The sequence below is a fragment of the Georgenia sp. Z1491 genome, assembly GCF_049856175.1.
Taxonomy (GTDB): domain Bacteria; phylum Actinomycetota; class Actinomycetes; order Actinomycetales; family Actinomycetaceae; genus JB111.
This window is the reverse complement of record NZ_JBNDNA010000013.1, coordinates 1-20,900: the sequence shown is the minus strand read 5'-3', so window position 1 is coordinate 20,900 and position 20,900 is coordinate 1. Positions and strand designations below refer to the sequence as shown.

The following is a 20,900-nucleotide window of genomic DNA, read 5'->3' as shown; positions in this document are numbered from 1 at the left end:
GGGGCTGCACGGCTGGACCCTCGCCTGGGACGAGACCACATCGAGATGAGGATCGCTCTCGCCTCGGCCGGCACCGGCGTCAGGCGCCCCCGGGATAGCCGAGCTGCCGCCACGCCTCGTACGTGGCGACGGCGGCCGAGTTGGACAGGTTCATCGACCTGACGCCCGGCCGCATGGGGATGCGCACGCGTCCCGTCACCCCCGGGTGGGTGAGGACCTCGTCGGGCAGGCCGGTGGTCTCGGTGCCGAACATCAGCGCGTCGTCGGGGCCGAACCGCACCTCGCCCAGGCCGAGCTCGCCGCGGCCCGTCATCGCCCAGACCGACCCGGCGCCGGCGTCGTCGAGCGCCACGAAGCACGCCTCGACGTCCGCATGCACCCGGGTGTCGGCGAGGTCGTGGTAGTCGAGCCCGGCCCGGCGCAGGTGCGCGTCGGTCAGCTCGAAGCCGAGCGGCTCCACGAGGTGGAGGCGGGCGCCGACGCCGGCCGTCATGCGGATGGCGTTGCCCGTGTTCGGCGGGATGAGCGGGTGGACGAGGACGACGTGCAGCACCGGTGCATCCTCGCAGCACGCGACGACGCCCGGCAGGGCGGACCCGCCAGGCATCGTCGTCGGAGAATGTGTGCGGCCGGGCCTCGCGGGCCTCGGCGCTGCCCCGCTGGTCTCAGCCCTGCCGCGCGCCTCAGCGCTGGAACGTCGGCGTGATCAGGCCTCGGGCGATCGTGTGGAACACCGCCTGGAACGACACGGCCGTCGGCGTGGTGTCCTCCTCCACCTCGAGGGTGTCGACGTCGAGGGCGTGCACCGCGAAGACGTACCGGTGCGGCCGGTCACCCTCGGGCGGCTGAGGGCCGAAGTAGGACTGCTCGCCGCCGTCGTGCCGGACGTGGAACGCGGCGCCGGGCAGCATGAGGTCGGACTCGCCGGACCCGGCGGGCAGCTCGGTCACCGAGCTGTCGAGGTCGACCACAGTCCAGTGCCAGAACCCCGACGGCGTCGGTGCGTCCGGGTCGAAGCAGCTGACGACGAAGCTGCGGGTCTCGGCGGGGAAGCCGGACCATGCCAGGTGCGGCGACACGTTCTCGCCCCCGCCGGCGAACCGGGCGTCCATCGGCTGCCCGTCGGTGACGTCGGTGGACGTCACCGTGAAGTCGGGCACTGCGGGCAGCTTGTCGTAGGGGTGCTGGGCGAGCGGGCGGTCGAGGTTCATGACGGTCCTTTCCCTCCGGGGCCGCGCGTCGAGGCGCACCTCCAACCTAGGGGGAGCGGAGCGGGCAGGGGGCCAGCGACGCGCATGCGAGACGCGGCCCCCTGGTGCGGTGTCGGTGCCGCGTCCTAGCATCGTGTTCGAACAGACGTTCGGCGAGCGGGCCGATCGTGGGGAGCGGAAGGGGTGCGCGATGACGGAGCAGGTGGACCGGCTCGCGGCGGCGCGGGCCGCTCTCGTCCGCGCCGAGACCGCGACCGGCCTGCGCACGCGCCTGCGGGTGGTCGGCGGCTCCGAGGCACCCGACGGCGGTGCTCACCCGGGTGGGAACGTTCCCGACGGCGGGGCGCACCTCGTCGCCGACCGGCCGGCCGCGCCGGGGCGGGCCCGGGCGGAGGAGTCGCTGCCGGAGCGGGCCCGGGCGACGACGTCGGGCGACGCCGAGCACCTGCCCGTGCCCGCGGCGCTCGCGCCCCTGCTGCCCGCGGGCCTGCCGCGCGGCACGGTCACCCGCGTGACGGGCTCCGCCGCGCTCCTGCTGGCGCTCGCCGGGGCGGCGTGCGGGCAGGAGGGCTGGGCCGCGCTCACGGCGATGCCCGACGTCGGGTGGCGCGCCGCCGCGGCCGCCGGGCTGCCGCTGGACCGGGTCGTCGTCGTCCCAGACCCGGGGCCCGGGGCGCCGGCGGTGCTCGGCGCGCTCGTCGACGGCGTCGAGGTGCTCCTGGTGGGCCGCTGCACGGCGATGGCGCCCCGGGACCGGCGCTCGCTGCTGTCCCGGCTCAGGCTGCGCGGCTCCGTGCTGCTGACCGCGCACGCCTGGGAGGGGGCTGACGCCGTGCTGTCCGTCCACGGCCGGACCTGGCAGGGGCTCGCCCCGGGGCGCGGGATGCTCACCGCCCAGGAGGTCGACGTGTCGATCGACGGCCGGCGCGGTGCGGCCGCGGGCGGCTCCGTGCGGGTGCTGCTCGGGGCGGACGGCGTCTCCGCGCTGCCCGGGGACGCGGGCGTCCGCGGCGGGGCGCGTGCCGACGGGACACGAGGCGCTGTGGGCGACGACGTGCGGGACGGCGGGCGCCAGGTCGCCGGTACGGCCGCGTTGCGGGCGGTGGGCGCGTGAGGACCGGGACCATCGCGCCCACGGAGGCGATGCTCGACCTCTCGGCCCGGGAGGAGGCCGAGCCGGACGTCGCACCGCCGGCCGTGCGGCGGGTCGTGCTGTGGGTGCCGGACTGGCCGGTGGCCGCCGCCGTGACCGAGGGGCTCGTCGGCGTCGGCGACGCCGTGGGCATCCACGACCAGCGCGCCGTCGTCGTCACGTCCGTGGCCGCGCGGCGCGCCGGGGTGCGCCGCGGGATGCGGCGGCGCAGCGCCCAGCAGATCTGCCCCGGGATCACCCTGATCGCCGCCGACCCCGTCCGCGACGCCCGGGCCTTCGAGCCGGTCGCGCAGTCCGTCGAGGACGTCGTCGCCTTCGTCGAGGTGCTGCGCCCTGGGCTGCTCACCTTCCCCGCCCGCGGGCCGGTGCGGCACGCCGGCGGCGAGGAGGTGCTCGCCGAGCGGCTGGTCTCCGCCGTCGCGCAGGACACCGGTGCCGAGTGCCAGGTCGGGCTCGCCGACGGCACGCTCGCGGCCACCCTCGCTGCCCGGGCCGGGGTCGCCGTCGGCCCCGGCGAGCGGGTCACGCTGGAGTTCCTCGCCGCCCAGGACGTCGGCGTCCTCGCCTACGCCGCCACGAGCGCGCCGGCCTCCCGGGCCACCGCCGAGCTCGTCGACGTCCTGCGCCGCCTCGGCCTGCGCACCCTCGGGGCGCTCGCCGCCCTGGACGCCGCCGACGTCTCCGCCCGCTTCGGCCCCGTCGGCCTGACCGCCCACCGCCTCGCCCGCGGGCTCGACGCCCGGCCGCCCGCCGCGCGTCGGCCGCTGGAGGACGTCACGGCGTCGACCGTCCTCGACCCGCCCGCCGAACGCAGCGACGTCGCCGCCTTCGCCGCCCGCGCCCTCGCCGAGGACCTCGCCGAACGGATGCGGCGCCGCGGCGTCGTGTGCCGTCGCCTCGAGGTCCGCGCCCGTACCGAGGACGGCGCCGAGCTCATCCGCACGTGGGGGCTCGACGGACCGCCGACCGCCGCCGAGCTCACCGACCGGGTGCGTTGGCAGCTCGAGGGCTGGCTCTCGGGCCGCTCGGGCCGCCCACCCTCGGCGCCGCTCAACCGGCTCTCGCTCGTCGCCCAGGAGGTCACCCCGGCCGGCGCGCTGCAGGACGTGCTGTGGGGGCCCGGGCGGCGCGGCCGCCTCCAGGCCGAGCGCGCCGCCCTGCGCGTCCAGGGGCTGCTCGGCCCCGAGGCCGTCCTCGTCCCCGTCCTCCAGGGCGGCCGCGACCCCCGCTCGACCACGCGGCTCGTCGCGTGGGGCGACGACGCCTCGCCCCTGCGCCGCCCGGACGCCCCCTGGCCCGGGGCCACGCCGGACCCGTGGCCCGCGACCGTGCTCGACGAGCCCCGCCCGGTGCGCCTCCTCGACGCCGACGGCGCGGACGTCCGCATCGGCGCGCGGGGCCTGCTCAGCGCCGACCCTGCGCAGGTGCTGCTGACCGACGAGCCGCGCCGGATCGCCGGCTGGGCCGGGCCGTGGCCCGTCGTCGAGCGCTGGTGGGCCAGGCCCGGGCACGGGGCGGCCGGCGCCGGGGACGTCACCGACCGTGATCGCGTCTACCTGCAGGCCCGGCTCGTCGGCGACGAGCCCCAGGCCGTGCTCCTCGTGGGGACCTCCGCCGGCTGGCTGCTCGACGCCGTCTACGACTGAGCCCCACGGGCGCGCGGCGCGCCAGGGAGAGGCGGAGATATCCTCCGCCGTGACGAGGGTCGGACCGGGCGGTGCCGTCTGCAGGTCCGTGCCGGGTCGCCAGGGAGACGACGGAGCACGCGGCTCGGTGCAGAGCCGGTGAGGTGGTGGTGTACATGGAGGTCGCGCTGCTCGTGCTCATCGGCGTGCCGCTGCTGCTGCTCGCCCTCGGCATCTCGATCACGGCGCGGGCGGTCGCCTCGCTCCGGGAACGCTCCGTGCCACGCGCCGCCGGGATCCTCCGGGTCGTCGCCGGCGTCGGCGTGGTGGTCTGCGCGCTGCTGCCCGCGCTCGTCCTCGTCACCGAGGTGCAGTACGGCGTGGTGGCATTCCCCGTCCTCGGTCTGGTGGGCGCGGCGGTGTGGGGGAGTCTGTTCCTGGCCGCGGCCGCCGTCGTGGAGGGTGTGGCGCGTCGCCGGAGGCCGTGGCACGAGCGCTGAGCGGTGCACGCGGGCCGCGCGCCCGTCCTGGCCCGTTGCGACAGCGTGCGGCGCGGGGGGATAGCCTCGGCGGTACCCGTCATCCGCCAGGAGGAGAGCCATGACCCAGCAGAACGCGACCGCTCCCTCGGGCTCCGTCGTCGGGCGTCAGGACCCCGACGCCGTCCGCCCGCCGCACGCCTCGTCCCCCGACTCGGCGGGCCGGCCGACGCTGCCGGGTCGCGTCGGCGACGCGAGCTCGGCCTGGGCCCCCGCATCCGCGGCCACGCCCCTGCGCGCGGAGGACGCGCGTCACGGCGAGGCCGCCGCTGACCTGCCCAGCGCCGCGATCGCGGGCGGCGCCGTCGCCGCGTGGATGGCGCTGCCGGACGTCCTGCACGGGCGGGGCGCGCGCGCCGTCCTCAAGCTCGGCATCCTCGGCGGGGTGACGGCCTGGACCGTCGTCCAGTCCCGCGCGCACAAGGCGAAGCTCCCGAAGGGTGTCGTGACGTTCGGGTCGAACCGTCCGCGGCCCCACGCCCCGGACCCGCAGTCCCGCGGCGCGCGCATCGCCCGCACCGCGGTCTACGGGGGAGCGGCGTTCGCGGCGCTCGTCGTCGTCGACTCGCTCGGGCACCAGGGCGCAAAGTTCCTCGGCGCCCGTGGGATCCCCGCCCCGCACACCTTGCTCGGCCTCGCTGCCGGCGCGGCGACGGCGGTCGGCGTCACCTCCCGACGCTGACCCCGGCAGGGCGCCCCCCGCCCGTTCGACGACGTCTGACCTCCCCGCTAGTCTCGAACGCACGTTCGAGATCCGAGCGTCGTCGCGTCGATCGGGGAGGTGGCCGTGGGTGCCCGCTACGCCGAGCTGCACGCGCACTCGGCCTTCTCCTTCCTCGACGGCGCCAACCTGCCCGAGGACCTCGCCGCCGAGGCCGCCCGCCTGGGCCTGGAGGCGCTCGCGCTGACGGACCACGACGGGCTGCCCGGCGTCGTCCGGCTCGCCGAGGCCGCCCGCACCCTCGGCCTGCCCACGGTCGTCGGCGCCGAGCTCGGCGTCGGGTCGACCGGGCGGACCTCCGCCGCGGCCGGCGGCGGCACCCACGGGCTCGGCGGACCGGCCGACCCCGACGGCACGCACCTGCTCGTCCTCACCCGGGGCCGCGAGGGGTACGGGCGCCTGTCCGCCGCCATCTCGCACGCCCACCTCGCCACCGGCGTCAAGGGGCGGGCGCGCTACGACCTCTCGGAGCTGGCCGACACCGCCGACGGGCAGTGGGTGATCCTCACCGGCTGCCGCAAGGGAGCCGTCCGCCGCGCGCTCGAGCCCGAGCGCGGCCGCTTCGCCCCGGCCGCGGCCGCCCGCGAGCTGGCCCGCCTCACCGAGATGTTCGGGCGGGACAACGTGGCCGTGGAGATCAGCGACACCGGGGACCCGCTCGACCAGGTCCGCTGCGCCGCCCTCGCCCAGCTCGCCGAGGACGCGGGCCTGCGGCTCGTGGCCACCGGCGGCGTGCACTGCGCCCGCCCGCAGGACGCGGCGCTCGCCCACGTCATGGCCGCCACCCGGGCCCGCGCCTCGCTCGAGGAGATCGACGGCTGGCTGCCCGCCGCGCCGGCCCACCTGCGCTCCGCGGAGGAGATGCTCCGCATCCACCGGCACCACCCGCACGCGGTGACCGCCGCGGCGGACCTCGCGGCCGAGCTCGCGTTCGACCTGCGGCTCGTCGCCCCGGACCTGCCGCCCCACCCCGTGCCGCACGGCCACACCGAGGCCACGTGGCTGCGCGAGCTCGCCCACCGGGGGGCCGAGCAGCGCTACGGGCCACGCGGCGCCGAACGCATCCCCGGCGCCTGGCAGATGATCGACCACGAGCTCGGCATCATCGACGAGCTCGGTTTTCCCGGCTACTTCCTCATCGTCCACGAGATCGTCCAGTTCTGCGTGGACAACGGGATCCTGTGCCAGGGCCGCGGCTCGGCCGCCAACTCCGCCGTCTGCTTCGCCCTCGGCATCACCGCCGTCGACGCCGTCACCCACCGCCTGCTGTTCGAACGCTTCCTCTCGCCCGGCCGATCCGGTCCGCCGGACATCGACCTCGACATCGAGTCCGGCCGCCGCGAGGAGGTCATCCAGTTCGTCTTCGAGCGTTACGGCCGTGAGCATGCCGCCCAGGTCGCCAACGTCATCGCCTACCGGCCCCGCTCCGCCGTCCGGGACGCCGCCCGCGCGCTCGGCCACGGCACCGGCCAGCAGGACGCCTGGGCCAAGAGCGTCGAGCGGTGGGGGTCGCTCCGCACCCCCGACGCCGGCGGTGAGGTCACCGGCGCAGCACCGGGCCCCGACGCCGCAGCCACCTCCGCGGGGCCACCCGGTCCGGGGGAGCGCACCTGGTGGACGGTCGAGACCGTCGGCCGCAGCGGCGTCGCGCCCACGGTCGCCTCCACGCCCGCCCCCGAGACCGCCCCGCCGTCCGCACCTGCCCCGGGCGCCGACGACGTCTCCGCCATCCCGGACGACGTCGTCGACATCGCCGAGGAGCTCCTACGGCTGCCCCGCCACCTGGGCATCCACCCGGGCGGGGTCGTGCTGTGCTCGCGCCCCGTCGTCGAGGTCTGCCCCGTCCAGTGGGCCACCATGCCCGGCCGCACCGTCCTGCAGTGGGACAAGGACGACTGCGCCGACGCCGGCCTGGTGAAGTTCGACCTCCTCGGCCTGGGCATGCTCACCGCCCTGCGCCTGGCGTTCACCGAGCTCACCGGCCGGGGCGTCCTCGGCGTCGACGGTCGCCCGCTCGGCCTGCACAACCTCCCGCAGGACGACGACGCCGTGTACGACCTGCTGTGCGCCGCGGACACCGTCGGCGTCTTCCAGGTCGAGTCCCGCGCCCAGATGGCCACGCTCCCCAGGCTCCGGCCGCGCACCTTCTACGACCTCGTCGTCGAGGTCGCGCTCATCCGCCCCGGCCCCATCCAGGGCGACTCCGTCAACCCCTACATCAACCGCCGGCTCGGCCGGGAGCCCGTCACCTATCTCCACGACCTGCTGCGCCCGGCCCTGGAGAAGACCCTCGGCGTCCCGCTGTTCCAGGAGCAGCTCATGCAGATCGCCATGGACGCCGCCTCCTTCACCCCGGCGGAGGCCGACCAGCTCCGCAAGGCGATGGGCTCCAAGCGGTCCGAGGAGCGGATGGAGGCCCTGCACGCCCGCCTGCTCGACGGCATGGCCGGCAACGGCATCGCCTGCGACGTCGGCGAGCAGATCTTCCACAAGCTCAGGGCCTTCGCCGACTTCGGCTTCCCCGAGTCCCACTCGTTCTCGTTCGCCTACCTCGTCTACGCCAGCGCGTGGCTCAAGGTCCACCACCCCGAGGCCTTCTACTCCGCCCTGCTCGGCGCGCAGCCCATGGGGTTCTACAGTCCGCAGACCCTCGTCGCCGACGCCCGGCGGCACGGCGTGCGCGTCGAGCGGGCGAGCATCAACGGCTCCGGCGTGCACGCGAGCGTCGTCGACACCACCCCCGACGGCGGACGGCCCGACGACGAGACCCCCGACGACGAGACCCCCGGCGGCGTCGCCCCCGTCGAGGCCGTGGCGCGCCTCGTGCGGCCCGACCCCGGGCTGGCGATCCGCCTCGGCCTGGCCCCCGTGCGGGGCGTGGGGGAGGAGGCCGCCGAGCGGATCGTCGCCGAGCGCACCCACGGCGGCCCGTACGCGAGCATCGCCGACCTCGCCGGACGGGTCGACCTCACCGCCGCCCAGCTCGAGGCCCTCGCCACCGCCGGTGCGCTCGACCTCGGCGGGGACCGGCGCCAGGCGCTGTGGACGGCCGGTGCGCTCGCGGGCGCGCACGGCACCACCCGCCGTTCGTCGTCGGGGGAGCGCTGGGTCCAGCCGCCCCTGCCGGGCACCACGCCCGGCATCACCGCTCCCGAGCTGCCGGCGATGACCGAGGTCGAGACCGCCGTCGCCGACGTGTGGGCGAGCGGCGTCTCCCCGGGCACCTACCCCACCCAGTACCGCCGCGCCGACCTCGACGACGCCGGCGTCCTGCGCCTCGCCGACCTGCCCCGCGCCGAGCCGGGCCGCCGGGTCCGTGCGGCCGGCGTCGTCACCCACCGGCAGCGCCCGGGCACCGCGCGCGGCGTCACGTTCCTCTCCCTGGAGGACGAGACCGGGCTCGCCAACGTCGTGTGCTCCGCGGGCGTGTGGGCTCGGCACCGGCAGGTCGCCCGCACCTCCGCGGCCCTGGTGATCCGCGGCATCGTCGAGAGCGCCGACGGCGTGACGAACCTCGTGGCCGACCGCATCGATCCGTTCAGCCTCAGCGTCGCCACCACCTCCCGCGACTTCCGGTGACGCCCGGCGGGCCTGCGACAGGCGTCCCACGCGCACCGCGCGGGAGCGGGCCGCGCGTGACCGTTACCCCCGCCACCCAGTGGCCGCTCGGCCGAACCGCGGGCCGGCCGTCCTAGGGTGACCGGGTGAGCAGCCCCTCGGTCGGCCACCGCAGCGGTGAGCCGGCCTTCCGCCGCGCGCTGCTCGCCCTGTTCGCCATCGGCATCGGCACGTTCGCGATGATCTACTCCGTCCAGCCGCTGCTCGCCGTGGCGGCGACGGACCTCGACGTCTCCGCCGCGTCGGGGACGATGCTCATGACCGTCACCACCTTCGCGCTCGCCGTCGCGGTCCTCCCGCTGGCCCGCCTCTCCGAGTGGTGCGGCCGCAAGCCGATCATCATCGGCGGGCTCGCCGTCTCCGTCGTCACCGGGATCGCGAGCGCGATCGCACCGAGCTTCGCCCTCATCCTCGTCCTGCGCGCCGTTCAGGGTGCCGCGCTCGCGGGCGTCCCCGCCGCGGCGCTCGCGTGGGTCGCGGAGGAGATCCACCCGAGCGCCATCACGCGCGTGGGCGGCCTGTACATCGCCGGCAACACGCTCGGCGGCATGGGTGGGCGGGTGCTCGCCGGCTTCGCCTCGGAGCTCGTCGGCTGGCGCGGCGCGATCATCGTCGTGTGCATCCTCGGTGCCGTGGTCGGCCTCGCCGCGCACCTCCTCCTGCCGACCGCGCAGGCGTCGCCGGCCCGCAGCTCCGGCGCGGCGCTCGCCGCCAGGCCCGACTCCGCCGAGGCGCGGCGCAGCCGGCTCGTCCTCTACGGCCTGGCGTTCCTCGGAATGGCGACCTTCGTCGGCATCTACAACGTCCTCAGCTTCCGCACCTCCCTGCCGCCGTACTCGCTCGGAGCCGGCCTGGGCTCGATGTTCTACCTGTCCTACATCGCCGGCACGTTCACCTCGACGTTCGCCGGCCGCCTCGCCGACCGCACAGGAATCAGGGCCGGTGTCCTGCTCGGCCTCGCGGTCTGCGTCGGGGGAGTGCTCATCACGCTCGCCACCTCGATGGTGCTCATCTGGGCGGGACTGTTCCTCCTGGCGGGCGGCTTCTTCGTGGTCCACTCGCTCGCCTCGGCCAACGCGGCCCGGCTGAGCCCCAGGCCGTCGGACGGGTCCGGGAGGTACACGCTCTTCTACTACCTCGGGTCCTCGGTCGGCGGCGTCCTCCTGGGCCTCGCCTGGGACCTGGGTCAGTGGGGCGCGACGGCCGCCGGCGCCGTCGTCCTGCTGGTGCTCGCCACGGTGCTCGCGCTGTGGCTGCCCAGGCGTCCGCCCGCCGGAGCGCCGCCCGGCGGGGCGGCTCCTGCCGGAGCTCCGCCTGGAACACCGCCCAGCGCGGCGCCCGGCGCACCCCCGCCCGGCACGGCGCCGCCCGCGTCCGCGTGAGACGCTAGGACCCGCGCACAGAAAGGGAGTCCATGGCCCGCATCCCGCTCGCCAAGCTGCTCAACATCGCCGTCGTCGCCGGACCGGCCATCTGGAAGATCGTCTCCCGGTACGGCCCCGTCCTCATCGACATGCGGAACAAGAATCCCGCGGCGTTCGACAAGGTCGCCGGCTCGGTCAAGGGGCTCGCCGGCTCGGTGCGGCCCGGCCCGGGGAACCTCACCTCCCAGGCCGAGGTCGTGCGCAAGCAGATCAACTACCTCGTGGCCTCGGCGGACGACGACGCCGAGCTCGCCCGCGTCGGCGGCTGGCGCAAGCGCCTGGAGAAGATCGAGGCCGCGATCCCGCTGCTGGACGCCATGAGCCCCAAGGTCCGCAAGACCCAGCTCAAGACGCTGCGCGCCCAGCTCGACGCCCTCGCGGCCGAGGTCCTCGACGCCTTCATCGGCGAGCAGGCCGAGGACGCCGGGCTCACGCAGGCGGGACCCGCGCCGGCCGGAGCCGCGCAGATCGACCCCGCGCCCCCGCCGTCGGACGGCTGAGCCGCAGACCCCGACGCCCGCGTAGCGGGGGTACCTCGCTCGTGAAGCATGGGTACTTCTCCCCGAAGGCAGGAATATCACGCGTGCCGTCGGAGCAGCGTGATTAGATCGGGGGTATGACGAACCCGCCGAACCCCGGCTCGCCCGAGTACCCGGGAACCCCTCAGCCCGATGACAACCAGCCGGAGGCGGCGGACGACGACGTCGAGGCGACCATGCTCGCCCGCCGTCCCATGCCGACCTACGGGCAGCAGCCGCCCGCTCAGCCGCAGCCCGGCGGCTACGGTCAGCAGCCCGGTCAGCAGCCCGGTCAGCAGCCGCCGGTGCAGCCGGGTGGCTACGGCCAGCCGTCGCCGTACGGCCAGCCGCAGCCCGGTGCCCAGCAGGGCGGCTACGGCCAGCAGCCGCCGGCTCAGCAGCCCGGTCAGCCCTCCCCGTACGGTCAGCCCCAGCAGGGTGGCTACGGCCAGCAGCCGCCGGCTCAGCAGCCCGGTCAGCCCTCCCCGTACGGCCAGTCGCCCGACCAGGCCTCGCCCTACGGCCAGCCGCAGGCCGGCGCGCAGCAGGGCGGTTACGGCCAGCAGGCGCCGGCTCAGCAGCCCGGACAGCCCTCGCCCTACGGCCAGTCGCCCGAGCAGGCCTCGCCGTACGGCCAGTCGCCCGACCAGGCCTCGCCCGCCTACGGCCAGCAGGCCGGCTACGGCTCGGCCGCCGGGTCCCCGAACGCCTACGGCTCATCGGCGTCGGCCCACGAATCGGCGGCGTCCGCCGGTCACGCCGCCGGCTACGGCCAGCAGGGCGGCTACGGAGCCCCGGGCCAGCAGCCCGGTCAGTACGGACAGGCCGGCGCCTACGGCGCGGCGGCGACGTCCTCGAGCGCCGGCGCCGGCATCGGCCCGTTCAAGCTCTTCCCGCCGGCCATCGCCGGGTGGGTGATCCTCGGGATCGGTGTGCTGTCGTTCGTCGCGACGCTGCTGCCGTGGTGGTCCGTCGAGTACACGATGTTCGAGACGACGACCAGCGAGAGCGGCAACGGCTTCGGCGACTACACGGCCTACGCCATCCTCATTCTCTTCGCGGCGATCGCCGCCGGCGTGGGCGGGTTCTTCATCGCCCGCCGCATGATGACCGGCATCGGCACGCTGGCCGCGCTGGGCGGAGCGGCCGTCATCTTCCTCTTCGGCCTCATCGGATTCTTCGACGCGAACGGCGACGTCGGCACCGCGAGCGACGCGTTCGCCGGTGGCTCGGGCGGTGCGAGCCTCGGCTTCGGCGTGATCCTCATGCTGATCCTCGCGATCGCGGCGCTCGGCGTCGGCGCGTGGATCGCGCTGACCTCGCTCGGCGTCATCAAGGGCGGGGAGACGCCGACCGGTCAGCCGGCCGGTGGCTACGGTCAGCAGGGTGGCTACGGCGGTGGCCAGCCCGGCGGTTACGGCCAGCAGGGCGGCTACGGCGGTGGCCAGCCCGGCGGTTACGGCCAGCAGGGCGGCTACGGCGGCGGTCAGCCCGGTGGCTACGGCCAGCAGGGTGGCTACGGCGGCGGTCAGCCCGGTGGCGGCTACCAGCCCGGTGGCTACGGCCCGCAGGGCTGACCAGCTCCCACCGCCCGTCGTCGTGCGGGCACGTGACGGAGCCGGGAGACAGCTCCACGCCCATAACGCCTTGCTGATTCCACCGGTCGGCTGGTTCACTACGCCTGTTCCCCCTCGCGCGACCGGTGTCCGGGCCGTTCGCGCGCCGTCCCACGACACCGAGGCAGGTGGACGCGCCGATGCGTTCAGGACGATCCAGGACCGAGATCACGACGCACGAGGACCCACGCCGCGGCCGGCGATCGGCGCCCGCACGCCGACGACGACGCTGGACCGCACGGGCGGCCGCGGGACTGGCGGGCGCGACCCTGCTGGGTGCCGCCGCCGTCGCCCCGGCCACCGGCCGTGCCACGGGAGGTGAGGTCGGCGGCGAGGGTGACGACTACTTCCTGTCCAACAGCATCAGCACGGTCGGCGAGATCGAGTTCAGCTACGGGCGCCCCGGCGACCGCCTCTACGTCGGCGACTGGAACGGTGACGGGACCGACACCCTCGGCGTCCGCCGCGGTCGCACCTACTTCCTGCGCAACTCGCTGACCCCGGGCCCGGGCACCGTCATCGCGTATGGCGCCGCGGACGACGTCACCTACGTGGGCGACTGGGACGGCGACGGCCGCGACTCCTTCGCCGTGCGCCGCGGGTCGGTCTTCTACATCCGCAACGCCGCCGGCTCCGGCGCGCACGACGCGACCCTGGCCTACGGCCGGGCCTCCGACGACGTCCTCATCGGCGACTGGGACCGCAACGGACGTGACGACGTGGCAGTGCGCCGTGGCAACGAGTACTTCTTCCGCACCTCGCCCGGCGACGGTCCCGCGGACCGCGTGGCCACCTACGGTCGCGTCGGCGACGAGGTGCTTGTCGGTGACTGGAACGGTGACGGCTTCGACACCCTCGGCGTCCGCCGCGGTCGCACCTACTTCCTGCGCAACGCGATCAGCACCGGCGTCGCCGACGTGACGATCGACTACGGCCGACCGGACGACGTGGCCATGGTGGGCGACTGGGACGGCAACGGCACCGACACGCTCGGCGTGCGCCGCCCGTCACCGCCCCCGCCGCAGCCCGTCCAGTACCCGATCGCCTCCTACGGCACCCTGCGCACGGGGCAGCCGGCGCACCACGTCGTCCACTCCGACGCCGTGCGGGAGCGCACCCTGCGCCTGCCGGGCTTCGACCTGTGGCTCACGCCGCGCACCGAGTTCGACTGGCCGTGGGCGATCCCGAACGGGGCGAACACCAGCGGCATCGTGGCGGAGGCGTTCTGGTTCGCGCCGGGCGAGTACAGCCGGATGATCGCCAAGGTCGACCGGTGGGAGGGCTACGACCCGTCGCTCCCGCTGAGCCGCATGAACTACACGCGTGAGCTGCGGGGCACCGACGTCTCGGGCCAGCTCGCGTGGGTGTACGTCGCGACCCCCTGGCGGGTGGCGTACGCGCACGACATCGGGTGGATCGTCCGCAGCGGCGACTACGTCAACAGGTACTGACGGGGGAGACAGGCATGCGACCGATCACGAAGACCCTGCTCGCGGGAGGCGCCGCCCTCGGCGTCGGGCTCCCGCTCACGCTGACGCTGACCGCCGGTGCCGGGCCGGCCCGCACCTCCCCGGTCGACGACGCCGGGGACCCCGTCCCGCTGTCCCTGGCAGAGGAGGTCCCGGTCGACGCCGGCTCGCTCCTGCCGGACGGCGTCGCCACCACCACGGGCGACCGGCCCGCCGCGCCGGGAACCGACTCGTCCACGGACTCCTCGTCCGACGGCCCCGACGACGGCGCGTCCGGCGACGCCGCGCCCGAGCTCGTCGGCGACCACCTGCTGCGCGACGTCGGCCAGGTCGCGGGCCTCGCCGACGACGACGGCGAGCCGCTCGTCGAGCTCGTCGTCACGTCGATCGAGACCGCGCAGAGCTGCCCCAGCCGCGTCGACGAGCAGTTCGACCCGGTCAACGGGCACTTCCTCGTCGTCGAGGTGACCGCGGCGATGGCCGAGGCGGCGGGCGCGGAGGCGGAGAACCCGGAGGACGTGTTCCTGCCCCTCGCGGCCGACTTCTTCACCGTCCTCGGCCCGGACGGCACCGAGCAGCCCGGGACGCTGACCGACGCCTCGTGGTCCTGCTACACGCTCGACGAGCTCGTGGCGCCCTCGCTGCTGCCCGGCGAGACGGACTCCGGCTACGTCGTCCTCGACGTGGCCGCCGAGAGCGGCACGCTCGTCTACGACCCGTCGGGCACCGGGAGCGGCTGGGCCTGGGAGTACTGACGCGGCCGGACCGGACCAGCGCACGCCCGGAGCCTGCCCTGCTCCGGACCCGCCGGCCTCAGAGCCAGCCGCGCTCGCGGGCGACCTGTGCCGCCTGGGCCCGGGTGCTCGAGCCGGTCTTGCCGATCGCGCTCGAGAGGTAGTTCCGCACCGTCCCGGGCGAGAGGTGGACGGCGGCCGCGATCTGGGCGACCGGCGAGCCGTCGAGGGTCGCGCGCAGCACGTCGCGCTCCCGGTCCGTCAGCGGGTTCGCGCCCGCCGCGAGGGACTCCGACGCGAGCGAGGGGTCGACGACCCGGAGCCCAGCGTGGACCCGGCGCACGGCCTCGGCCAGCTCGCCCGCGGGGGTGTCCTTGACGACGAACCCGCTCGCGCCCGCCTCGAGCGCCCGCCGCAGGTAGCCGGGCCGGCCGAAGGTCGTCACCACGAGCGAGCGCGTGGTGGGCAGCTCGGCGGCCAGCGCCCGGGCGGCCTCGATGCCGTCGAGCCCGGGCATCTCGATGTCCAGCAGGCACACCTGCGCCTCGGACGTGCGGGCGGCGGCGACGACCTCGTCACCGCTCCCCACCTGGGCGACGACCTCGATGTCGCCCTCGAGGTCGAGCAGCGCGGCCAGCGCGCCGCGCACGAGTGCCTGGTCGTCGGCGAGCAGCACCCGGATCACAGCAGGACCTCCAGCCTCGTGCCGGTCCCGTCCGGCCCGGGGCCGACCGTCACGGTGCCGCCTGCCTGGCGGACCCGCTCGCGCAGCCCCCGCAGGCCGTTGCCCTCGCGCCCGGACGTGCCCCGTCCGTCGTCGTCGACGACGAGGCTCGACCCCGACCAGCGCACGGTGCACCTGCTCGCCCCCGAGTGCCGCACGACGTTGGTGACGGCCTCCCTCAGGGCCCACGCGAGGGTGATGCGGTGCCGGGGGTCGACGACGTCGGCGTCGCCGGGCAGGTCGACCGCGATGCCGGCGCCCGCGAGGGCGACCTGGGCGGCCTCGCGCTCGTCGACGAGGCGGGCGACCCGCAGGCCGGCCACGGTGGCCCGGATCTCGGCCAGCGCCTGCCGGGAGAGCGAGCGCACCTGGGCGATCTCGTCCTTCGCGCGCCCGGGGTCGACGTCGACGAGCCGTTCGGCCAGCTCGGACTTCACGGTGATGACGGTGAGGGAGTGGCCGAGCACATCGTGCACGTCGCGGGCCACGCGGTCGCGCTCGGCGGTGATCGTCAGCTCGGCCTCGAGGCGGCGCTGCCGGTCGGCGCGCTCGTCGAGGCGCACGGGGATGAAGCAGGCGACCGCCACGAGCAGGATGATCGGGCCGAAGAGCCACCAGGGTTCGTCGGCGGGCGCGATCAGCCAGGGTCCGAGCGTCGCCGCGAGGAGCACGCCGGCCGTGAAGATCATCCCGGGCAGCGGGGGGAACGTGTAGATCGCGAGCGCCACGAGGTAGGTGCACATGGCGAACGCGTTGAATCCCAGCGAGAGGCCGACCGTCACGGCCAGGACGACGAGCACGGCGAGGTACCTGATGCCGTGCCGGACGCGGTCGGGACCGGCGCACTCGGGGAGCGTGCGGAACGCCCAGCAGTAGACGACCGCGAAGACGGCGATGAGCACGAGGTCGAGCACCTGGAGCAGCACGGGCTCGACCTGGTCAAGCACGGCCAGGACCGGGAAGATGAGGAAGACCAGCCAGATGGCGGCCATCAGCCAGCCGATCTGGTCCCACGGGTCGGTCGACGACCGGGCCTCGTCCACGTCCGAGGTCCCGGCGGGCGTGGGCGAGCGGTCGGCCGGTTGCGCGGGGGCGGGCCGGGGGTCCGCGACGTGCGGCGCCCCGGACCTCCTGTCCTGCTCCTCGCGTTCGTCGATCATTGGCGCGCCCGTCCGCGCCGCACGTTCCACACCGCCAGGGCGGCGAACACGATCGTCCACACGACGAGGTTAACCACGGGTACCCACAGGGGTTCCGCGGGACCGGGGTCGCCCATCCCGGTCTGGAGCGGGACACCGTCGGTGACGGGCCGGCGGGCGAGCGCGACGTAGCCGTAGAGCGGCGTGAACGTGGCGATCTGCAGCATGATCCCGGACAGCGGGAAAAACACGTTGCCGAGGAAGGCGAGGACGACGAGCAGGCCCGACGCTGCGCTCACCGACGCCTCGCTGCGGAAGATCTGGCCGACGGCGAGGCCGAACAGCGCGAACGTCACGGCCCCGACGACGATGACCGCGGCGGACAGCACCCAGGCCGCGGGGTCGCCCGAGGCGCCCGTGACCGCGCCGAGGACATAGATGAGTGTGACCGGGACGAGCGAGACGACGAGCGCGACGGAGGCCTTGACTGCGACGAACCCGGTGTCGGTCATCGGGGTCAGCCCCAGCTGCCGGCCCCAGCCCTGCATCCGCTCGACCGCGGCCATCCCGCCCAGGCTCGTCGTGGCGGTGACCGCGCCGTAGGCGGCCATCGCGATCATCACGGTCATCGCCACGTTGCCGTGCGCGAGCTCGATCTCGCCGTAGGACTGCACGGCGCCGAAGATCACGTAGAGGACCGCGGGCAGGATCCCGACGAAGAACAGGGCCGTGACGTCGCGGCCGAGCCGCGTCATCTCGATGCGGAAGTAGGTGGCGTTCATCGCGTGGCTCCGAGTGTCGAGGCGCGGGCCCCGGCGACGTCGTCGCCGTCCGGACTGTCGAGCGGGGCGCGACCGGTGATCGAGACGAACGCGCTCTCCAGCGAGCCCGAGGTGATCTCGAGGCTGCTTCCGCCGAGCTCGGTGAGCAGCGTCCGTGCGACGAGGTCGGTGTCGGTCGCACGTACGGCGACCCGCGTGCCGTCGGCCCCGACCGAGTGCACGCCCTTCAGCGCCCGCAGGCCGGCGACGGTCGCGTCGAACCGGGCGGGATCGACGTCCGCCGTCACCGTCCGACCCGACGCGCGCGACCGGATCTGCGCCGTCGTGCCGTCGGCGACGATGCGGCCGTCGGCGACCATGACGATCCGGTCGGCGAACGCGTCGGCCTCCTCGAGGTAGTGGGTGGCGAAGACGATCGTGCGCCCGGCGTCGGCGTCGTCGTGCATGGTCGACCAGAAGTCGCGGCGGGCGGCGACGTCCATTCCGGCGGTGGGCTCGTCGAGGACGATGAGGTCCGGGTCGGGCAGCAGGGCGAGCGCGAACCGCACGCGCTGCTGCTCGCCGCCGGAGCACTTGGCGATCCTTCGGCCCGCGATGCCCGAGATGCCGGCGCGCGCCATGACGTCGTCGACCGGCTCGTGGGACGGGAACGTCGACGCGACGAGGGTGACCGTCTCCCGCACGCTGAGGTCCCGCAGCAGGCCGCCGGACTGGAGGACCGCGGAGACTCGCCCGGCGGCGACCGCCTCGCGCGGGGGACGGCCGAACACGCGGGCGGTCCCGGCGCTCGCCTCGGTCAGGCCGAGGACGATGTCGAGCGTCGTCGTCTTGCCGGCACCGTTGGGGCCGAGGAACGCGACGACCTCGCCCGGGGCGATCGTCAGGTCGAGCCCGTCGACGGCCCGGACGACGCCCTGTCCGGTGCCGAACGTCCTGCGCAGGCCGACGAGCTCGACGGCGGGCGGGACCGACGGCGGAGCGGCGGGTGCAGGTGCGGTCATGCCCCGAGCATGGGCGTGGCGCGGGCGAGTTCGCGATGGGGTGGTGTCACGAGGTCCGTGTGACACCTGTCAGGCGGGAACGGTCGCGCGGGACGAGGGGCGCGGGACGAGGTGCCGGGGCGAGGGAGCAGGCGGGATCCGCGCCTACTGCCGCTTCCGCGGGGGCAGGCGGAACTCGACCCACAGGCGCTCGTCGCCCCGGACGAGGACGCCGTGCTGACGGCGGGGGTCGCCGATCGGCGCCACGTGCAGCCACCACTCGCCGAGGATCCCGAACGTGGTCATCGTCCCGGGCCGACGCCCGGGCCGGAAGTGGATGACCGGCACGGCGCTGGGCCTCGGATCGACCACCCCGGGGGCCGGGTCGACGAGGCGCACGGTGGCCCGCCCGCGTCCGAGCTGCTTCACCCGGACGCGGACGGGCGGGCCCAGCGGAGCGGTCCGTGCGGCGAGCAGGCGTCGTCGCCGGCCCCGGTTCATGAGGATCATCGCCGCGCCGCTCCCTGCGCCGGCCAGCGCGAGGAGAACACTGCCGACCAGGAGGCCGGACCGGAGCTCGGTAGGGGACTCGGGCGACATGGTGCCGTTCGGTGCGACCCACACCTGGACGGAGTCGCCCACCGCGAGCCGCTCGTCGCACCGGGAGTAGGACCCGTGCCCGGAGGTGCCGTCGACCGTCCAGCTGACCTCCACGTCGAGCCGGTCGACCGGCCGCCCCCGGCAGCTACCGTCGGTCTCGACCCGCTCGACGCGCGCGGTGACCTCCTCGCTGTTCCCGAGCAGGTGGTCGAGATTGCCGGTGACGACGTAGATCCCGACCGGGACGAGAGCGACCAGCACCGTGACGAGGGCGACGACGAGCCACTGGCGCCGCGTCCGGCGGCCGCCCGCGTCACGGAGCGCCTCGATCTCGTCCGGCCGCACGGGTCAGTGCCCCCGGGCCGCGACGGCGCGCCGGGACGGCATGGGCACGGGGGAGGGCACGGGCAGATCCTATGGCCGGGCCCGGCCGGTGCCGCGTCGCCCTCCGGTGAGGACTGCGCGCTTGCCGTTGAGGCTGGTCACGGCGTCTCTCCTTGAGAGTCAGTGCTGGTGGAGGCCGGGTCCTCCGGCGGCCGGAGCCCGCGTTCGACCACGGCCATGACCGAGTCGAGGATCTTCTCGGGGAGCCCGTGCTCGGGCGACCGCGGTGGCCCGGGCTCGTCGGCGTCGCGCTCCCTCATCACCCAGCGCATGCCGACGAGCTCGCCGACCCCCATGAGGGCCCAGGCGACGGCCTCCGGGTCGAGGTCGGCGGCGACCTCGCCGCTCGCCTGGGCGGCGCGCAGGCCGGACGTGTACCCGCGGGCGATGGTCTCGTAGTGGATGTGCAGGACGTCCGAGGCGACGAACTCGGCCTGCCGCATGATCCGGTACAGCGCGGGGTTCTCGGCGGTGAACCGGAAGAAGGCGGCGAAGCCCGCGCGCTCGGCGGCGAGGCGGTCGTCCTCCTCCGAGCTCGCGGTGAACATCGCGCGGCGGACCCGGGAGTTGAGGTCGCGGACGACCTCCTCGAACACCGACAGCTTGGTGTCGAAGTACAGGTAGAACGTCCCCTGGCCCACGCCGGCGCGCTCGGTGATCCGTGCGACCGAGGCGTCGTGGTACCCGTGCTTGGCGAACACGTCCGTCGCGGCGGCGAGGATCGTGGCCCTGGTCCGGGTGCCGCGGGCGGTGGTGGGGCGGGCGCTCATGCGAGCCTCCTCGGATCGGTGGGGCCGGCAGACCGCGAACCTGACAAGCGATTCAGGTGTCGGTATCGTCCGGTCGAGCGGTGACGCTGTCAAGCCCGACCCGCCAACCCCGGTTCGCCGAGTGTGCGGTTGGTGGTCGTCGAGTGTGCGGTCGGCGGCGGGCGGACCGGGTGTCGACGGCCCCGGTCGGGGCGCGCACGAGCGTGCCGCGACTCACGTCCTGGTGGCCCGGCACGACCGTGGATCGGCGGAGGCCGCGTGTTAGAGTTTCCGTCGTTGTTCAGGTGACGCGGAGCGATCCGGGAGCCGAACAGACACCCTGTCCGGGTGGCGGAATGGCAGACGCGCTAGCTTGAGGTGCTAGTGCCCGTATTAGGGCGTGGGGGTTCAAGTCCCCCTCCGGACACGCATGTGATGTCCCAGGACATCGTGAACGGCTGAACCCCCGGTGACGGGGGTTCAGCCGTTTTTTCGTTGGTAGGTGTGTGCGGGGTTCAGGGTGTGTTCGCTGAGGATCTCGCCGGTGGAGGCGTCCAGCACGGTGGCGTGGTCGTTGTGGACCAGGCAGGTGATCTCGGTGCGGGCGTGGGCGCGGCCGATGCCGAGGTGCAGCATGCGGCCGCTGTGGCGCAGGCTGATCTTTCCGTCGCGGTCGACGGTGTCGTAGCGCACTCGCCACAGGTCGGGGTCGCCGGGCGGGGTGGGGGTCGCCGGGGGGATGAGCTGGTAGGCGTGGGCGGGGGTCTGTCGGCCGATGCCGCGATGAGGGCGGTCGTTGTTGTAGTAGTCGCGGAAGTCGTCGAGTTCGTCCTGGAGGTGGGCGAGGGTGTCGGCTGGCCGGGTGGCGAGGCGCTTGTTCAGGGTCTGCCAGAAGCGTTCGATCTTGCCCTGGG

The 20,900-nt window shown here is 75.0% G+C and carries 19 protein-coding genes and 1 tRNA gene; 11 read left to right on the top strand and 9 right to left on the bottom strand.

The genetic code is table 11. From position 1 onward, the window contains the following. Positions 1-79: 79 nt before the first annotated feature. Complete coding sequence (locus ACPYO4_RS12950; RefSeq protein WP_425709728.1) at positions 80-493, bottom strand: tRNA (cytidine(34)-2'-O)-methyltransferase; 414 nt, start codon at positions 491-493, stop codon at positions 80-82. Positions 494-683: 190 nt separating this feature from the next. Then, complete coding sequence (locus ACPYO4_RS12945; protein ID WP_425709661.1) at positions 684-1,211, bottom strand: YbhB/YbcL family Raf kinase inhibitor-like protein; 528 nt, start codon at positions 1,209-1,211, stop codon at positions 684-686. Between the two features lie 190 nt (positions 1,212-1,401). On the opposite strand from ACPYO4_RS12945, the gene ACPYO4_RS12940 reads away from it, so the two are divergent. From ACPYO4_RS12940 to ACPYO4_RS12895, 10 genes are all read left to right on the top strand, one after another. After that, positions 1,402-2,325, top strand: coding sequence for a hypothetical protein (locus ACPYO4_RS12940; protein ID WP_425709660.1), 924 nt, complete (start codon positions 1,402-1,404; stop codon positions 2,323-2,325). Continuing rightward, the gene (locus tag ACPYO4_RS12935; protein WP_425709659.1) at positions 2,322-4,010 is read left to right on the top strand and encodes a DNA polymerase Y family protein; all 1,689 of its coding nucleotides are present in this window, start codon (positions 2,322-2,324) and stop codon (positions 4,008-4,010) included. Before ACPYO4_RS12940 ends, ACPYO4_RS12935 begins: the two co-directional genes overlap by 4 nt. A gap of 155 nt (positions 4,011-4,165) precedes the next feature. After that, entirely contained in the window at positions 4,166-4,489 is a 324-nt protein-coding gene (locus tag ACPYO4_RS12930; protein ID WP_425709658.1) for a hypothetical protein, read from the top strand. Positions 4,490-4,589: 100 nt separating this feature from the next. Further along, positions 4,590-5,210 (top strand): hypothetical protein, encoded by a 621-nt coding sequence (locus ACPYO4_RS12925; protein ID WP_425709657.1) that lies wholly within the window; start codon positions 4,590-4,592, stop codon positions 5,208-5,210. Between the two features lie 105 nt (positions 5,211-5,315). Then, the gene (gene dnaE / locus ACPYO4_RS12920; protein ID WP_425709656.1) at positions 5,316-8,828 is read left to right on the top strand and encodes a DNA polymerase III subunit alpha; all 3,513 of its coding nucleotides are present in this window, start codon (positions 5,316-5,318) and stop codon (positions 8,826-8,828) included. A gap of 125 nt (positions 8,829-8,953) precedes the next feature. Beyond that, positions 8,954-10,249 carry an MFS transporter gene (locus ACPYO4_RS12915; RefSeq protein ID WP_425709655.1) on the top strand — a complete coding sequence of 432 codons (1,296 nt, stop codon included), beginning with the start codon at positions 8,954-8,956 and terminating at the stop codon, positions 10,247-10,249. A 32-nt stretch (positions 10,250-10,281) separates the two neighbouring features. Beyond that, complete coding sequence (locus tag ACPYO4_RS12910; protein WP_425709654.1) at positions 10,282-10,791, top strand: hypothetical protein; 510 nt, start codon at positions 10,282-10,284, stop codon at positions 10,789-10,791. Positions 10,792-10,907: 116 nt separating this feature from the next. Further along, positions 10,908-12,386: a hypothetical protein gene (locus ACPYO4_RS12905; protein WP_425709653.1), complete on the top strand. Its 1,479-nt coding sequence runs from the start codon at positions 10,908-10,910 to the stop codon at positions 12,384-12,386. Positions 12,387-12,565: 179 nt separating this feature from the next. Then, positions 12,566-13,876, top strand: a complete 1,311-nt coding sequence (locus ACPYO4_RS12900) for a gamma-glutamylcyclotransferase family protein (RefSeq protein ID WP_425709652.1) — start codon at positions 12,566-12,568, stop codon at positions 13,874-13,876. A gap of 14 nt (positions 13,877-13,890) precedes the next feature. Further along, positions 13,891-14,649 carry a hypothetical protein gene (locus ACPYO4_RS12895; RefSeq protein WP_425709651.1) on the top strand — a complete coding sequence of 253 codons (759 nt, stop codon included), beginning with the start codon at positions 13,891-13,893 and terminating at the stop codon, positions 14,647-14,649. Positions 14,650-14,707: 58 nt separating this feature from the next. On the opposite strand, the gene ACPYO4_RS12890 is transcribed toward ACPYO4_RS12895, so the two are convergent. The 6 genes from ACPYO4_RS12890 to ACPYO4_RS12865 all read right to left on the bottom strand — a co-directional run bounded on the left by ACPYO4_RS12890 (position 14,708) and on the right by ACPYO4_RS12865 (position 20,007). Then, positions 14,708-15,313, bottom strand: a complete 606-nt coding sequence (locus ACPYO4_RS12890) for a response regulator (RefSeq protein ID WP_425709650.1) — start codon at positions 15,311-15,313, stop codon at positions 14,708-14,710. Further along, a complete protein-coding gene (locus ACPYO4_RS12885) occupies positions 15,310-16,512 on the bottom strand; it encodes a sensor histidine kinase (protein ID WP_425709649.1) in 1,203 nt (400 codons plus the stop codon). Before ACPYO4_RS12885 ends, ACPYO4_RS12890 begins: the two co-directional genes overlap by 4 nt. Beyond that, a complete protein-coding gene (locus ACPYO4_RS12880; protein ID WP_425709648.1) occupies positions 16,509-17,273 on the bottom strand; it encodes an ABC transporter permease in 765 nt (254 codons plus the stop codon). Before ACPYO4_RS12880 ends, ACPYO4_RS12885 begins: the two co-directional genes overlap by 4 nt. Beyond that, positions 17,270-18,274 carry an ABC transporter ATP-binding protein gene (locus ACPYO4_RS12875; protein WP_425709647.1) on the bottom strand — a complete coding sequence of 335 codons (1,005 nt, stop codon included), beginning with the start codon at positions 18,272-18,274 and terminating at the stop codon, positions 17,270-17,272. The genes ACPYO4_RS12880 and ACPYO4_RS12875 overlap by 4 nt, the downstream gene beginning before the upstream one ends. Before the next feature lie 144 nt (positions 18,275-18,418). Beyond that, complete coding sequence (locus ACPYO4_RS12870; RefSeq protein ID WP_425709646.1) at positions 18,419-19,198, bottom strand: hypothetical protein; 780 nt, start codon at positions 19,196-19,198, stop codon at positions 18,419-18,421. Positions 19,199-19,335: 137 nt separating this feature from the next. Beyond that, positions 19,336-20,007 carry a TetR/AcrR family transcriptional regulator gene (locus ACPYO4_RS12865; RefSeq protein WP_425709645.1) on the bottom strand — a complete coding sequence of 224 codons (672 nt, stop codon included), beginning with the start codon at positions 20,005-20,007 and terminating at the stop codon, positions 19,336-19,338. A 321-nt stretch (positions 20,008-20,328) separates the two neighbouring features. On the opposite strand from ACPYO4_RS12865, the gene ACPYO4_RS12860 reads away from it, so the two are divergent. Continuing rightward, a tRNA-Leu gene (locus ACPYO4_RS12860) sits at positions 20,329-20,413 on the top strand. 53 nt (positions 20,414-20,466) lie between these two features. Here the strand turns inward: ACPYO4_RS12860 and ACPYO4_RS12855 are convergent. Next, positions 20,467-20,900 (bottom strand): integrase core domain-containing protein (locus ACPYO4_RS12855; protein ID WP_425708139.1); only part of this gene is annotated, 434 nt, incomplete at its 5' end.

Coding starts and splice junctions, on each gene's coding strand:
- ACPYO4_RS12950 (WP_425709728.1), bottom strand. CDS start 493: ATGACGGCCGGCGTCGGCGCCCGCCTCCACCTCGTGGAGCCGCTCGGC.
- ACPYO4_RS12880 (WP_425709648.1), bottom strand. CDS start 17,273: ATGAACGCCACCTACTTCCGCATCGAGATGACGCGGCTCGGCCGCGAC.
- ACPYO4_RS12910 (WP_425709654.1), top strand. CDS start 10,282: ATGGCCCGCATCCCGCTCGCCAAGCTGCTCAACATCGCCGTCGTCGCC.
- ACPYO4_RS12905 (WP_425709653.1), top strand. CDS start 10,908: ATGACGAACCCGCCGAACCCCGGCTCGCCCGAGTACCCGGGAACCCCT.
- ACPYO4_RS12875 (WP_425709647.1), bottom strand. CDS start 18,274: ATGACCGCACCTGCACCCGCCGCTCCGCCGTCGGTCCCGCCCGCCGTC.
- ACPYO4_RS12925 (WP_425709657.1), top strand. CDS start 4,590: ATGACCCAGCAGAACGCGACCGCTCCCTCGGGCTCCGTCGTCGGGCGT.
- ACPYO4_RS12930 (WP_425709658.1), top strand. CDS start 4,166: ATGGAGGTCGCGCTGCTCGTGCTCATCGGCGTGCCGCTGCTGCTGCTC.
- ACPYO4_RS12900 (WP_425709652.1), top strand. CDS start 12,566: ATGCGTTCAGGACGATCCAGGACCGAGATCACGACGCACGAGGACCCA.
- ACPYO4_RS12940 (WP_425709660.1), top strand. CDS start 1,402: ATGACGGAGCAGGTGGACCGGCTCGCGGCGGCGCGGGCCGCTCTCGTC.
- ACPYO4_RS12895 (WP_425709651.1), top strand. CDS start 13,891: ATGCGACCGATCACGAAGACCCTGCTCGCGGGAGGCGCCGCCCTCGGC.
- ACPYO4_RS12945 (WP_425709661.1), bottom strand. CDS start 1,211: ATGAACCTCGACCGCCCGCTCGCCCAGCACCCCTACGACAAGCTGCCC.
- ACPYO4_RS12865 (WP_425709645.1), bottom strand. CDS start 20,007: ATGAGCGCCCGCCCCACCACCGCCCGCGGCACCCGGACCAGGGCCACG.
- ACPYO4_RS12885 (WP_425709649.1), bottom strand. CDS start 16,512: ATGATCGACGAACGCGAGGAGCAGGACAGGAGGTCCGGGGCGCCGCAC.